This is a genomic window from Erythrobacter sp. HL-111 (assembly GCF_900105095.1).
GTDB lineage: Bacteria > Pseudomonadota > Alphaproteobacteria > Sphingomonadales > Sphingomonadaceae > Erythrobacter.
The window spans coordinates 213807-227836 of record NZ_LT629743.1; the positions used below are offsets into that span (position 1 = coordinate 213807).

Sequence of the window (14030 nt, forward strand, 5' to 3'; positions counted from 1 at the left end):
TCATGCCAGTCTCTTGCCGCCTTGCATTGCTGCCGAAGCCGGGGGGCGAAAATGCCGCGCGGCCCTGTCGATGTCATGTCTCGTCGCGTCGCAAGATGTCGCGCAGCGGCGAGCCGGATGCTCGGATGGGCAAACGCCCGAAGCGGCCGAACCCTTCGCGCGGCCTTGGCGGAATTTCGAGGATTGAAATTCTCGGCAAGGCCGCGCGAAGGGCGACGGGTTCCGGTTCCTTCACCGGGTGGCAGGCCGCGCCATGCCCCGATTGTCGGGGGCGCGTCGCGGCAAGCGGGTCAGGCGGCGATGCGCGGGCGTTCAGGCGGCCGCGCGCAGGGTTTCGGGTCCGGCGGCTGGAGGCTGCCCGTAGTCGAAATTGGCGATGTGGCTTTTCAGCTCGCTGGCGCTCTGCATCAGCTGGGCCGAGGCCGCGCTGGTCTGTTCGGCCATCGCCGCGTTCTGCTGCATCGCCCGTTCGAGCAGGGCCATCGCCTCGTTGATGTGCTCGATCCCGGCGAGCGACCGGTCCGACTTGCCCGCTATCTCGTCGATCCGCTCGGCGATTTCGGTGAAGCGGGTGACCACGCCGCCGAGCAGGGTGACGAGTTCCTGCACCCGTTCGACCCCGGTCGTGACCTCGGTCTTGGAGGTGCGGATGAGTTCCTTGATCGCGGTCGCGCTTTCGCCCGAGCGCTGGGCGAGTTCGCGCACTTCGCCCGCGACCACGGCGAAGCCCTTGCCCGCCTCTCCGGCGCGCGCGGCCTCGACCCCGGCATTGAGCGCAAGCAGGTTGGTCTGGAAGGCGATCGAATCGATGAAGGCGATCATCTCGCCGATCTGGGCGGAGGATGCCTCGATCCGCTCCATCGCCTCGGCCGCGCCCCTGATCGCCTCGGTGCCGCGGTCGGCATCGGCCTTCGCTTCGAGCGCGGTCGCGCGCGTCGCGCTCCAGGCGTCGGAATTCGCCTTGAATTCGCGCAGGAGGTCGGCCGTGGTGCGCGCGACGTTCTCGATCGCGGCGGATTGCTCCTCGGTCTTGGCGGCGAGGTCGTTCGAGGCCTCGCGCATCTCGCGCGATCCGACCTGGACGAGGTCGGCATTGTGCGCGACCGACCCGACCAGCTTTTCGAGCTCGGCGCAGCTTTCGTTCAGCATCGTCCGCGCGCTGTCGTAGTGGTCCGGAAAGGGGGTTTCGAGCCGGGCGCCGAGATCGCCCGCGGCCAGCGCCCGAAGTCGCGTGCTCATCGCGGTGAGGACCTCGTTCTGCTCGGCCGCGATCTGTTCGCGCTCGGCCGCGGCGCGCGCTTCCTGCTGCGCCTGTTCGTGCCGCGCGCGCATCAGGCCGGTGACCAGCGCCTCGAGCCTGAGGCACAGCATGATGAGCACGCCCGCCTCGACCAGCACGATGACCGCGTGGAACAGCACGCGCAGGAGGTCGCTGCCGTCGGGAAAGACATAGAGCGGGGCGATGAAATTGAGTGCGAGGTGATGGACCGCCGTGGTCGCCGTGGCGGCGACGATGACGCGCCAGTCGGCCATGATCGCCAGCGTCGCAAGGAAGGCGAAGAAGGTCATGTGCCAGTCGATGATCCACCCCGTGTCCCGCGCGAGCGCGAGGAACAGCGCGGCGTAGAGCGGGAAGGTCGCGCCCAGCGCGACGCGCGAGGCGGCATCGGCGCGGCCGGTCACGGCGAGGTAGAGCGGCAGGGCGACGAGCGCGCCCCCCGCGAGCGCGAAGGCGGGGGCGCCCGCCTGCAATGCCCAGATGGTCACGATCGTGCTGCACAGGGCGGACTGCGCTGCAAGCAGTTTGACGCCTTCGAGGCGCAGGCGGTTCAACTCTTCCACTGTCTCTCTCCGTCCAAGGGCTCCGCGCAGCCCGCCGTGCCGGCCGCGATCGGAAGGATGCCGGCAGCGAGCGCGCGGAGCAGGCTGCCATGCGAGGGGACCGGCGCGACCATCCTGGCGCCGGCGGTGTCGAGCAGGAGCGGGCGGGTGCCTTCGCGCCGGGCCCAGGCGAGCGCGGCGAGGAGGCCCCCGTCCGCGCCTGTCGCGGCCACCGGCACGAGCAGGGCCGGCTCGCCCGGCCGCGGGCAGAACGCCGCAACCGCCAGCGCGAAGCCCAGTGCGAGCGAATGGCCCGCGAGCATGATCCGTTCAGGCCGCAAGCGAACCCTCCAGCGCTTCGCGCAGGTCGCCGAGGCAGATGCTGCCGATCGCCGCCTCCGGATCGCTCGCCGCGAGCACGCGGGCGAGTTCGCGCAGCGATTGCGAGATGCGGTCGATCGCCTGCAACTGCTCCATGTGCCGGGCCGCCACGGCAGGATCGGAGCACAGGGCGAGCCCCATGCCTTCCGTGTCGATCGCCAGCAGGCGCAGCGAATCCGCGATCGCGGGCTGGATCGCGCGCGGGAAGGGCGCGCTCATGCGGCGAGGTCCAGTTCGTCGCTCGCCATCAGCCTGGTGAGGTCGAGCACCATCACCATGTCGTCGCCCAGGGGCGCGAGCCCTTCGAGGAAATTGTTGATGTAGTCGTTCTGCACCGCGTCGGGCTGCTGCAGGTCATTGGCGTCGAGCGAGACGATGTCGTTGACGTCGTGGACGATGAGCCCGCGCGACTGGCCCTCGAATTCGGTCACGATGATCGGGTTGCGCGGCGTGCATTCGGTCGCGCCCCAGCCGAGCCGGACCGACAGGTCGATGACGGGCAGCACCGCGCCGCGCAGGTTGACCACGCCCGCGACATAGTCCGGCACCCGCGGCAGGCGCGTGACGGGCGACCACGCGCGGATTTCGCGGATCGTCATGATGTCGATGCCGAACAGCTGGTCGGCGATGCCGAAGGTGATCAGTTCATAGCGCATGGGGTCGTCCGCTTCCTCGGGAAATCGGTGGGCTCTGGGCTCGTCAGTGGGTCACGCGGCGCAGCGCGGTGGTGAGCTTGTCCGCGTCGAACGGCTTGACGATCCACCCCGTCGCGCCGGCATCGCGCGCGCGCTTCTTCTTGTCGTCCGAGCTTTCGGTGGTCAGCACCAGGATCGGGCGGTCGGCGTGGAGCGCGCTGCCCCGCAGTTTCTCGATCAGGCCGAAGCCGTCGAGGCGCGGCATGTTGATGTCGGTGATGATCACGTCGACCTCGTTGGTGGCGAGCCATTCGAGCGCTTCCTGCCCGTCCTCGGCCTGTTCCACGGCGAACCCGCGCGAGGACAGTGCGGCCAGCAGCAGCGCGCGCATGGAAGCGCTGTCGTCGACGGTGAGCACGCGGATCGAGCCGCCCGCGTCGGTTGCGGTCGGGGTTGCGGTCGGGGTTGCGGGAGCGGTTGCGGAGGCGGGGTGCGGCGGGGAAGCCTGGGGTGACGACATGACCTGATCCTTTCGTCCTAGAATAGCTCGACCGTCCCAATCGCCGATTGCGGACGGGCCAGTGGTTTTTGCGTAGGGGCGGCATCGCGCGCGACCGCCCGACAGCGCACCAGGCCCGAGGCGGGGCGGAACTGGATGCGGCGCGCATGGCGGCCCTCGAGGTCCTCGTGGACCTGCTCGATCCCCTCGCGCCGCAGGAAGTCGCGGGCGAAGGCGGCGTTGGCCGAACCGATCGGGGCGAGGTCGGGATTGATGTTCGCGCCGCCGTAGAGGCGGCCTTTCATCCGGGCCTTGCTGGCGCCCAGATGGAGCATCTCGTTGACCAGCAGCTCCATCAGGAACAGGCCATAGTCGCGGTCGAAGCTCGCCCGGTCGGCGTGTTCGGGCGGTTCTGCGAGGAGGAAGTGGTTCATTCCCCCGACCCGCGCGCGCGGGTCGTAGAGGCAGGTCGCAACGCAGCTGCCGAGCACGGTGCCCATCTCGACCGCGGCATCGGCGCTGGCCCGCGCCTGGCCCTGCAGGATCGTCATCCGCACCGGGGCGCCCGTTCCGGGATCGGCCATGGCGCCGGCTCGCGCGAGGTCCGCGGGGCGTGGCTTGGGCGGGGCTCTCATCGGGCGATCTCCTCGGGGGTGTACAAGGCCTCGGCAATGCTGGCGAGCGGCAGGATCTCGCGCGCGGCGCCGAGCGCGATGGCGGCGCGGGGCATGCCGAAGACGACGCAGCTTTCCTCGTCCTGCGCGATGGTGTGGGCGCCGGCCCGGCGCATGGCGGCAAGGCCCTCCGCCCCGTCGCGGCCCATGCCGGTGAGGAGGACGCCGCAGGCGCGCGGGCCCAATCGCTCGGCGACCGACTGGAACAGCATGTCGACGCTCGGCCGGTGGCCGGAAACCGGATCGCCCGCGCGCAGGACGCAGCGGCTGCCGCGCGGGCCGGCACCGCCGACCAGCATGTGCTTGGCATCGCCGGGCGCGAGCAGGATCGTGCCGCGGGCGAGCGGCAGGTCGCTTTCGCCCAGCATCACCCGCGGGCGCGACACCCGGCCGAGCGACTGGACGATCGCCGGGGCGAAACAGGCGTTGACGTGCTGCACGACGAGCGTGGGCGGGCAATCGGCCGGGAAGCGGGCGAGCAGGGAGTGGAGCGCCTCGACCCCGCCGGTCGATGCGCCGATCGCGATGAGTTCGGGCGCGGCTTCGCGGCGTTCGCGCGGGGCGGTCGACGGGTTCGGCGGGGCCGGGCGAGGGCGCGGGCGGCCGCGCCGGACCGAGGCCGCCTCGCGCACCATCCGGGCGAGCGCGCCGCGATCGTCGTGCCCGGTCCCGCGCTGGAGTTCGGACTTGGCGTAGCAGTCCACCGCCCCCAGGCTCAGCGCCCGCGCGGTCGCGCTCGCACCCGCCTCGGTCGCGCTCGAGACGATGATGACGGGCGTGGGCCGCAAGGTCATGATCTTTTCGAGGAAGGACAGGCCGTCCATCCCCGGCATCTCGATGTCGAGCGTCACCACGTCCGGGTCGAGCGCCTTGATCAGCGCCCGCGCCTCGGTCGCATTGGCGGCGCAGCCCACCACCTCGATGTCGGCTTCGCGCGTCAGGCGGTGCTGGAGCAGGGCGCGCATCACCGCGGAATCATCGACGACAAGGACGCGCACCGGCGCGCGCGGCGGGGACCCGGGCGGCGCGTTCATGGCGCCCTGCGGCGGTAGATCGTCGGGCCGACGGGATCGATCAGCCCGGTCGCCTCGCCCGACACGCGTTCGGAATGGCCGATGTAGAGATAGCCGCCCGGCACCAGCTGCCGCGCGAGCGCGAGGACCAGCTGCTCCTTCGCGGCGGCGTCGAAGTAGATCATGACATTGCGGCAGAAGATCACGTCGAACAGGCTGTTGAAGGGCCAGGGACGAAGCAGGTTCAGCTGGCGGAAACGGACCATCGCGCGCGGCTCCGGCCCGATCGCGAGGCGCGCCGGGCCGTTAGCCCCGGCGGGCAGGGTCCAGTTGGCGCGAAGCCGTTCGGGCATGGCGCCGAGTGCCTCGGCCGGGTAGGTCGCCGCCTTCGCGCGCGCGAGAGCCCGGCCCGACAGGTCGCTGGCGAGCGCGATCACGTCGCGTCCGGCGATCCGCCGCCCGGCGCCCCTGTCCTCGCCCAGAAGGACCATCATCAGCGTCCAGACCTCTTCCCCGCTCGAACATCCCGCCGACCACAGCCGGACCCGCCCGCCGGCAGAGGCGCGGGCGACGAGGGCAGGGCGGACCTCGGCCTCGAAATGCGCGAAATGATGCGGCTCGCGGTTGAAATAGGTGTGGTTCGTGGTGAGCGCGGCGATCGCGTCCATTGCTTCGCCCGGGTCGGTTTCGATGAGGTCGAGATAGTCGCCGAAGGTCGTCCGCCCGCTCCGCCGCACCAGCGGGGCGAGGCGCGAATAGGCGAGCATCCGCTTGCGCTCGCCAAGGACGATCCCGGCCTCGATCCGCGCGAGTTCGGCGATCCGCAGGAAATCGGCCTGCGAATAGACCATCGGGCTGATGCCGGGGACGAGCATCGCGTCTTCCGCCTCGCCGACGTCCCGGCCGAGCGTGCGGCCGGCGGTCATGCGGCGCGGGCCGTGACGGGCGTGGCCTGGTCGGTCGGAACCGGCCCCGGGGCGCCCGTCGCCTGGACGAGGAAGTCGACATCGACGATCAGCGCGACCTGCCCGTTGCCCATGATCGTCGCGCCCGCGACGCTTTCGACCGCGCGGTAATGGGCATCGAGGCTCTTGATCACGAATTGCCGCTGGTCGCTGATCGCATCGACCAGCAGCGCGGCGCGCCCGCTGCCTTCGGTTTCGACGAGGACGAGCACGCCCTTGCCCGGATCGGCCTGCCACCCGCGCGCGCCGGTCATCGCGCCGAGCGAGACGATCGGCACGAAGGACCCGCGCACGTTGAGCATCTGCCGCGAAGTGCCGAGGCCCTTCACCTCCCCTTCCGCAGGGCGCAGGCTTTCGATCACGTGGGTCAGCGGGATGACCAGCGACTGGTCGCCGACCTCGACGATCATGCCGTCCGATATCGCGAGCGTCAGCGGCAGGGCGAGGATGAAGGTCGTGCCCTTGCCCGGCTCGGATTCGATCGTGATGCGGCCGCCCAGGTCCTTCACGTTCTGCTTGACCACGTCCATGCCCACGCCGCGGCCGGAAATGTTCGAGATTTCCTTTGCGGTCGAAAGGCCGGGCGCGAAGACGAGCTGGCAGCATTCCTCGTCCGACAGCTGCGCGTCCTCGGCGATGAGGCCGTTCGCGATCGCCTTCGCGCGCAGCCTGTCGCGGTCGATCCCGCGCCCGTCGTCGCCGATGCGGATGACGATCCGGCCCGCCTTCTGTTCGGCGGAGAGCGAGAGCGTGCCTTCGGGATCCTTGCCCGCCGCGCGGCGTTCCCCGGCCGGTTCGATGCCATGATCGACCGCGTTGCGGATGAGGTGGGTCATGGGCTCCGACAGGCGCTCGATCACGGTCTTGTCGAGCTCGGTCGTCTCGCCTGTGACCTCCAGCTTGACGTGCTTGCCGGTCCTGCCCGCCAGTTCGCGCAGCAGCCGGGGCACGCGCCCGAAGACCGCGCTGATCGGCTGGGCGCGGAAGGCCATGGCGTGTTCCTGGATGTCGCGCACCAGCGTGTCGAGCATGGCGAGTTCCTCGACATGGGCGACGTTTTCATTGGCGAGGCGCTGCGTCAGCATGGCCTGGGCGATGACGAGTTCGCCGACGCCGTCGATCAGGCGATCCAGTTTCCTGAGGTCGATGCGGACCGATTGCGAGCCGCCGCCGCTCGCCCCGGTTCCGCCCGCGCCGCTTCCGCCCGCGGTGCCTGCGGCGGGCGGGTGCTTGCGGCGATCCGACCGGAGCGGCGGTTCCGGCTTTCCGGGGAGGGGCTGTTCGCTGGCGCGCTGCGATATCCGCAGCGGCGGAATGCCCGCCTCGCCGAATCCGATCGAGACATCGTCACCGGCGAAATCGAAGATGTCCGCGACCTGCTCGCGCGTGACCGCGGCGGGCATCCGGAAAGTCCAGCCGAAATAGCCTTCCTCGACCAGCAGCCGTTCGAGCGCGGGGATCGCGGAGAAGTCGCAGGCCTCGCAGGTGCCGCCCAGTTCGGCCAGTTCGCGCAGCCACAGGAGCGGTTCGCTGCCATTGGCCATCGCGCCCGAATGCGGGCGGATGTGGACGCGCCATTCCCCGCCCGCATCGTCCCGCGGGGCCGCGTGATCTGCGGCGAGTTCGTCGAGCAGGGCGTCGAGCTCGTCGAGCCTGGCAGGCTCCGGCAGCGGGGCGGGTGCGGGAGCGGGCCGGGCGGGTCCGGCATTTGCGCCCGCGCCCGACTGCGCCGCTTCGAGCCGGGCGATCAGGGCCGCGTCGTCGGGCGCCTCGGTCCCGCTGCGGGCGGCATCGACATGGTCGCGCAGCAGGTCGAGCGCGGTCAGCATCAGGTCCACCCGCGCCGGGGTGAGTTCCACCTTGTGTTCGCGGATTTCGCCCAGCAGGTTCTCGAAGCCGTGGGTGAAGGCCTGCATCGCGAGGTGCCCGAAGGCCCCCGCGCCGCCCTTCACCGAATGGACCGCGCGGAAGATCGCGTTGATCGTCTCGTCGTCATGCGTGCCGTTGCGGCAGGCGTCGAGCCCGGCTTCGGCGGCCTCGAGCGATTCCTCGCATTCGACGAAGAAGATCTGCTGGATGTCGTCCTCGTTCATCGCCCCGCCTCCTCGAGCAGGACCGCCTCGAGCCCGGCGAGCCGGACCGCGGCGGTGAAGGCCTCGCTCGGATTGGCGAGCGCGATGCCGCCCTCGGTCCGGGCGGCCGAGACGAGCAGCTGGAGCATGGCCTGGCCGATCCGTTCCACCTTCGCGGCATCGACGGCGAGCGGGCTGACCCCCAGCGCATCGCAGAATTCGGGGATCAGCGCGCTCGCTGCGGCGCGGTCGCATTTGCTCGGCAGGGTGATGGTCTGCACGGGTTTCTCCGCAAGGCTGTCGGTCGGCGAGCGATGGCGCGGGGCACGGGGCGCGCAGGTGCGCCGGTGCCTCAGAACTCGCTCCAGTCCTGGTCGTCGGGTTCGGGGACGGGGTCGGATTTCATTGCGAGATTGCCGCTCGTGGCGGGAACGGGGCGCGCACGGCGGGGGGCGGGCCGCACCGCAGGCCGCGGCGCGGCGGGAGCCGCAGGCGGAGGCGCGAGGCCGGCGTGGGCCTGCTCGCCGGTGCGGAACTGTGCGACGAGATCGCCGAGCCGCTTCGCCTCGTCCGCGAGGCTGCGGGCGGAAGCGGTCGTCTGCTCGACCATGGCGGCGTTCTGCTGGGTCATCTGGTCCATCGTTCCGACCGCGCTGTTCACCTGTTCGAGGTTGACCGCCTGCGATGCGGCCATTTCCGCGATGTCGTCGACCTGGGCGGTGACCTTGCCGATCTGGCCGACGATCTCGCCCAGCAGCGTGCCGGCCTCGCCGACAAGGTTGACCCCGTCGCCGACATGGCTCGTCGACTTGTCGATCAGCGCCTTGATGTCGCGCGCGGCGTCGGCGCTTCGCTGGGCGAGGCCGCGGACCTCGTTCGCCACCACGGCGAAGCCCTTGCCCGCCTCGCCCGCGCGCGCCGCCTCGACCCCGGCGTTGAGCGCGAGGAGGTTGGTCTGGAAGGCGATCCCGTCGATCAGCTCGATGATCTGGGTGATCTCGCGCGAGGAACTCTCGATCGCGGCCACCGCCTCGACCGCGCGCTGCACCACCGCGCCGCCCTCGGTCGCCTGCCGGTGCGTGCTCGAGATCGAGGCCTGGACCCCCTTCGCGCTTTCGGCGGTCTTGCGGACAAGGCTCGTGACCTGGCTCATCGAGGCGGCGGTCTCCTCGAGGCTGGCGGCCTGTTCCTCGTTGCGGTTCGAAAGGTCTTCCGAAGCGAGGCGGATCTCGTCCGATCCGGTCCGGACGCCGGTCGCGGCGAGGCGGACGTGGCCGATTATCCGCCCGAGCCGCTCGACCGCGCCGTTGTAGCTGTCGCGCAGGCCGGCGTACTCGCCTGTCAGGCTGTCGTCGATGCGGTGGGCGAGATCGCCGGCGGCGAGCCGTTCGAGCCCGGCCGAGAGCACCTCGACCACCTTGGCCTGCGCCGCGGCCCGGTCCCTGTCCCGTTCGAGCGCGGCACGGAAAGTCTCGATCGCCCGGGCCATCGTGCCGATCTCGTCGCGGCGATCGGTTTCGCGCCGCGCGACGTCGAAATTGCCGCGGGCGAGTTCCTCCATCGCCCCGGCGGTCTCGTCGAGCGGCCGCAGCACCAGCCGCGACAGGGCGGCGAGGCTGCCGATGATCGCGAGCACCAGCGCGAGCCCGCAGGCGAGAAGGATCGCCGAGGTCACGCCGACCGTCGTCGCGCTGGAGGCGGCGAGTCCGGCCTGGACCTCGTCCATGTTCTCGATCAGCGCGTCGATCTTGCCGCGATGCGCGCGGTAGATCTCCAGCAGTCGGTCGAGCGAGGCTGCGACCGCGTCGGCGCGGTTGTTCCTGACCGCGGGTTTGAGCCTGGTGTTGACCTCGTCCCAGAACGCCGCCGCATCGCTTTCGACGATCCGGCGGAAATCCGCGCGCAGGCCCGGGTCGAGGTTCGATTCCTCCCACCTCGCTGACGTTTCGCGCCATTCGCGTTCGAGGATGGCGAGCCGGTTGTCGTTGATATCATAGCTTTCGGGGTGGACCGCCATGACGTTGGCGAGCGCGAAGGCTTCGACGAGGTAGCCGGACGGCGGGCTGACATCGGCGCGGAAATCGGACAATTCCTGGTTCGCGCGCTGGATTTCCCCGCCGAAACGGATGGTGTCGACGCCGAAGGCGGCGATCGCCCCGGTGAGGAGGACGAGGGCGACGAGACCCGTTCCGACATACCTGGAAATCTGCTTGATCGTCACGGCTGGCCCTTTCTCTTGACGGTGGCGAGCATGGAATGGCGGATTTCCGCGGTAGTCGCGGCGACTGAAAGCGGGGTGAGAGCGCGGCTATGCGAAGGCCCCTAGAGCCGATGTGAGGCTTTCTAAGCGCGCGCAGGCGTAAGCCCCGGCAAGGCGGGTCGGACGAACGGGCCCCGCGTCCTTCCGTCGGCCGGTTGTCGCCCCGGCCGGTCACGTCCGCTTCCGATCCGCCGCCACTTGCGACCGCCCGCCGCCCGATGCGGACGGCAGGCCCCGATGGAAAGACCGATGCCGAATACAAGAGTGATGGTGGTTGACGATTCAGCGGCGATGCGCGCCCTGTTCTGCGATATCCTCGACAATGCGAAGGGCGTCGATGTCTGCGCGGTCGCCAAGAGCGCGGAGGAAGCCCGCGCTAAGCTGGACGAGGCCAGGCCCGACGTGCTCACGCTCGACGTGGAAATGCCCGGCATGAGCGGGATGGAATTCCTCGAGGAGATCATGGCGACCCGCCCGATGCCGGTGATCATGCTGTCCAGCATCACCCAGGCCGGGACCGGGACCGCGCAGCGCGCGCTCGAACTCGGCGCGGTGCACTGCTTTCCCAAGCCGCTCCACACCTCGCGCGAGGAATTCAACGCCACGGTCGAGAAGCTGGGCGAAATCGTGCTCAAGGCGCACAGCGGCGAGCTCGCCAGCGGCGCCGGCGAAGGGGCGGCGGGCGCGGGCGGCACCTATGAAAGCGACGGCAGCGTGGTCGCGATCGGCTGCGGGACGGCGGGGATCGACCCGGCCAAGCGCCTGCTCGCCGCCTTCCCCGCCAATTGTCCGCCGACCGTGCTGGTGATCGACGCCGACGCCGCGACGGTCGAGAACGCGGTCAGCGCGATGCGCTCCTCGCTCGCCTGCGAGATCGAGAACGCGGCGGATGGCATCCCGTTGAAGCCGGGGACCGCCTATCTCGCCTACGACCGGTCGCGCCACGTGATCGTCGAACAGGGCGAGCGGCCGGTGCTGCGGCTGGTCGAGCGTGACCCGGTGGCGGGCTTCCGCCCATCGGCCGACCTGCTGCTCGGCTCGCTCGCGCGTTCGGGCATCCCGGCGGTCGGCGGGCTGCTGCCCGGGACCGGGGCGGACGGGGCGAAGGGCCTGCAGATCCTCGGCGCAGCGAAGGGCCGCGCCTTCGTCCAGGTGCCCGCCGACTACGCCCCGCGCGAACGCTACGATGCGGTGTGCGCGCTGGGGATCGAGGTCGCGCAGCTCAGGCAGGACGCGCTGGCGAGCTGGCTGCTCGAGGCGACGGCAGCGAAACCCGTCGCGGCCTGAGCGCGCCCGTTGCGGGCCGTGCAAGTTCAGTCAGTTCACGGCTCGGGTCCCGCGCCGCGGCGCGGGGTCGGAAAGCGCGGGCGCAAGTCCGACAGGGCGCGCATCGCCGGGCGCGCCGGGCGTCCCTGCGAAACCTCCCCGCGGCCCGGCGTTGGTGCACCGCGCGCAAGCGAGACCGGCGCGCAGGCGCGAAACCGCGCCTCAGCCGACCGCGCGCAGCCGCGGGATACCCTGTGCCGCCACGTGCGCCGCGATGTTTTGGGGCCTGCCGAAGAGATAGCCCTGCGCGTGGCCGCAGCCGATCGCGCGCAGGAATTGCGCCTGTTCCTCGGTCTCCACCCCTTCCGCGACCACCCCGAGATCGAGGCTGCGCCCCATCTGTACGATCGCCTGGATGATCAGGCGCGACTGGTGGTCATTGGCGATGCTGGCGATGAAATCCTTGTCGATCTTGACCATGCGGATCGGAAAGTCGCGCAGGTGGGTGAGCGAGGAAAAGCCCGTCCCGAAATCGTCGAGCGCGACCGTGAACCCTGCCGCGTCGAGCCGGTGCAGCACCTCGCGCACGAGGCCCGCGTCATCGACCAGCAGCATCGTCTCGGTCACCTCGATCGTGATGTTGCCGGGGGCGAGAGGGCTGTTGCCGAGCATCGTCATCAGCCGATCGACGAAGCTGCCGTCGCTTTGCCGCCGGCCGAGATCGGCCTCCGTCACGTTGAGGCCGATCCGCGTGTCCGGCCCGTGGAGCGCGACGAGCCGCGGCCCTTCCTCCATCAGCCGTTCGAGCATGAAGGCGGAGACCCGGCGCGACAGCTTGGCATCGAGCAGGGCGGGCGAGACCTGGCCCGCGGTGAGCACGCGCCCCTCCTCGTCGCGCATCCGCAGCAGCGCCTCGAAGGAGAAGGGGCGGCCCGTCGCAAGGTCGATGATCGGCTGGTAGGCGGCATGGGCGCGGTCCGATTTCAGCGCCGAAGTCAGGCTGGCGATGGCGCTCGCGCGTGCGCCCTGCACGCCCTCGATCGTCTCGCTCCAGCAATGGACCGAACCGCGTTCGGTGCGCTTGCCGTGATAGAGCGCGAGGTCGGCGCGGCGCACCAGTTCCTCGGCCCTGGTGCCGCCGCCCGTTCGCGCCTTGCGCCCCATCTGCGCGATGCCGCAGGTCGCGCCGACCGCGAAGACCTCGTCGCCGAGTTCGAGATGTTCCGCGATGCTCCCCGCCAGCCGCTCGGCAAAGGCCACCGCCGCGTCGAGCGGGGTGCCGGGCGGGAAGAGGAAGGCGAATTCGTCCCCGCCCCAGCGTGCGACGAAGATGTCGCCCTGCGCCTCGGCCAGCAGGCGTTCGCCGAGCGCGGCGAGCACGGTGTCGCCGACAAGGTGGCCGAGCGTGTCGTTTATGTCCTTGAACCCGTCGAGATCGAGCAGCATGACCGTCACCGGCTCCCCTGCGGCGTGGCGGATCGCCTCGGCCAGCTTGCGGTCGAAGACCGAGCGGTTGTAGAGCCCGGTGAGCTGGTCGCGCTCGGCCGCGCGTTTGAGCGCGGCGTTCCTGAGATGCTCCTCGGTCACGTCGAGGAAGATGCCGGCGATGCTTTCCGGCCGGTCCCCGGCGTCGATCCGTTCGCCCACGCACCGCACGCGCCGCAGCTCCCCGTCGCTGCGGCGGATCGCGCCCTCGACGCTGAAGGCCTGGCCCCGGTCGATCGCGGCGAGCAGCGCGTGCTCCACGCTCGCGCGGTCTTCGGGCACGTAGAAGCCGATCGCCTGTTCGAGCGTGACCGGCCCGCGCGGATCGACCCCGTGGATGGCATAGACCTGGTCCGACCAGTGCAGCGTGTCGCGGGCGAGGTCGACCCGCCAGGAGCCGATATTGGCGGCGGTCTCGGCCTGTCTGAACAGGTGGTTGAGTTCGCGCAGGGCAGCGTTCGCGCGGCTGAGGTCGAGCGTGCGGACATGGGTCGTGATGCATTGCTCGGCCAGCTGGGCGAGCACGCGCAGCGCCGGCAGGTGATCGATCGAGAAACGGCGCGGCACGCGGTCGATCACGCACAGCGTGCCCAGCAGGACGCCCTCCTCGCTCGCGATGGGAATGCCGAGATAGGAGCGGATGTGCGGCTCCCCGGTGACGAGCGGGTTGTCGCGGAACAGGTCGTGGGTGCGCGCGTCCTCGACCAGCAGCGGCTTTTCGCGCGCGATGCAGACCGAACAGAACGACCAGTCGCGCGGGGTTTCCTCGACCCCGATCCCGGTGCGGCCGATGAACCATTGCCGCTCCGCCTCGACGATCGAGACGAGGCTGATCGGGCAATCGAGCATGGTCGCCGCGAGCCGGGCGATCTTGCCGAAGATCGCCGCATCGCTGACGCTGGAAAGCGCGAGTCGGTCGAGATGCCGGAGGCGGGCCTGTTCGTTCACGCCGCCCTGAT

At 70.5% G+C, this 14030-nt stretch carries 13 protein-coding genes; 1 reads left to right on the plus strand and 12 read right to left on the minus strand.

What is annotated here, in order from left to right:
• Nucleotides 1–312: 312 nt before the first annotated feature.
• From BLU08_RS01060 to BLU08_RS01110, 11 genes are all read right to left on the minus strand, one after another.
• Nucleotides 313–1842 carry a methyl-accepting chemotaxis protein gene (locus BLU08_RS01060; protein WP_157674405.1) on the minus strand — a complete coding sequence of 510 codons (1530 nt, stop codon included), beginning with the start codon at nucleotides 1840–1842 and terminating at the stop codon, nucleotides 313–315.
• A complete protein-coding gene (locus tag BLU08_RS01065) occupies nucleotides 1830–2144 on the minus strand; it encodes a hypothetical protein (RefSeq protein WP_090194207.1) in 315 nt (104 codons plus the stop codon). The genes BLU08_RS01060 and BLU08_RS01065 overlap by 13 nt, the downstream gene beginning before the upstream one ends.
• A gap of 7 nt (nucleotides 2145–2151) precedes the next feature.
• Nucleotides 2152–2421 carry a hypothetical protein gene (locus BLU08_RS01070; RefSeq protein WP_090194210.1) on the minus strand — a complete coding sequence of 90 codons (270 nt, stop codon included), beginning with the start codon at nucleotides 2419–2421 and terminating at the stop codon, nucleotides 2152–2154.
• Nucleotides 2418–2858, minus strand: a complete 441-nt coding sequence (locus tag BLU08_RS01075; protein ID WP_090194213.1) for a chemotaxis protein CheW — start codon at nucleotides 2856–2858, stop codon at nucleotides 2418–2420. Before BLU08_RS01075 ends, BLU08_RS01070 begins: the two co-directional genes overlap by 4 nt.
• A 43-nt stretch (nucleotides 2859–2901) precedes the next feature.
• Nucleotides 2902–3261 (minus strand): response regulator, encoded by a 360-nt coding sequence (locus BLU08_RS01080; RefSeq protein ID WP_255361278.1) that lies wholly within the window; start codon nucleotides 3259–3261, stop codon nucleotides 2902–2904.
• A gap of 113 nt (nucleotides 3262–3374) precedes the next feature.
• Complete coding sequence (locus BLU08_RS01085) at nucleotides 3375–3920, minus strand: chemotaxis protein CheD (protein WP_090194217.1); 546 nt, start codon at nucleotides 3918–3920, stop codon at nucleotides 3375–3377.
• A 47-nt stretch (nucleotides 3921–3967) separates the two neighbouring features.
• The gene (locus tag BLU08_RS01090) at nucleotides 3968–5044 is read right to left on the minus strand and encodes a chemotaxis response regulator protein-glutamate methylesterase (RefSeq protein WP_090194219.1); all 1077 of its coding nucleotides are present in this window, start codon (nucleotides 5042–5044) and stop codon (nucleotides 3968–3970) included.
• On the minus strand, nucleotides 5041–5949 hold the full coding sequence (locus tag BLU08_RS01095; protein WP_090194221.1) for a protein-glutamate O-methyltransferase CheR: 909 nt from the start codon (nucleotides 5947–5949) through the stop codon (nucleotides 5041–5043). The genes BLU08_RS01090 and BLU08_RS01095 overlap by 4 nt, the downstream gene beginning before the upstream one ends.
• Entirely contained in the window at nucleotides 5946–8081 is a 2136-nt protein-coding gene (locus BLU08_RS01100; RefSeq protein ID WP_090194225.1) for a chemotaxis protein CheA, read from the minus strand. Before BLU08_RS01100 ends, BLU08_RS01095 begins: the two co-directional genes overlap by 4 nt.
• Nucleotides 8078–8341 carry an STAS domain-containing protein gene (locus BLU08_RS01105; protein ID WP_157674407.1) on the minus strand — a complete coding sequence of 88 codons (264 nt, stop codon included), beginning with the start codon at nucleotides 8339–8341 and terminating at the stop codon, nucleotides 8078–8080. The genes BLU08_RS01100 and BLU08_RS01105 overlap by 4 nt, the downstream gene beginning before the upstream one ends.
• Nucleotides 8342–8412: 71 nt before the next feature.
• On the minus strand, nucleotides 8413–10281 hold the full coding sequence (locus tag BLU08_RS01110) for a methyl-accepting chemotaxis protein (protein ID WP_090194227.1): 1869 nt from the start codon (nucleotides 10279–10281) through the stop codon (nucleotides 8413–8415).
• Nucleotides 10282–10569: 288 nt separating this feature from the next.
• Here BLU08_RS01110 and BLU08_RS01115 point away from each other — a divergent pair, with 288 nt between their 5' ends.
• Nucleotides 10570–11607 (plus strand): chemotaxis protein CheB, encoded by a 1038-nt coding sequence (locus BLU08_RS01115; protein WP_172800951.1) that lies wholly within the window; start codon nucleotides 10570–10572, stop codon nucleotides 11605–11607.
• A gap of 201 nt (nucleotides 11608–11808) precedes the next feature.
• Here the strand turns inward: BLU08_RS01115 and BLU08_RS01120 are convergent, their stop codons facing one another.
• Nucleotides 11809–14019, minus strand: coding sequence for a bifunctional diguanylate cyclase/phosphodiesterase (locus BLU08_RS01120; RefSeq protein WP_090194231.1), 2211 nt, complete (start codon nucleotides 14017–14019; stop codon nucleotides 11809–11811).
• Nucleotides 14020–14030 lie beyond the last annotated feature (11 nt).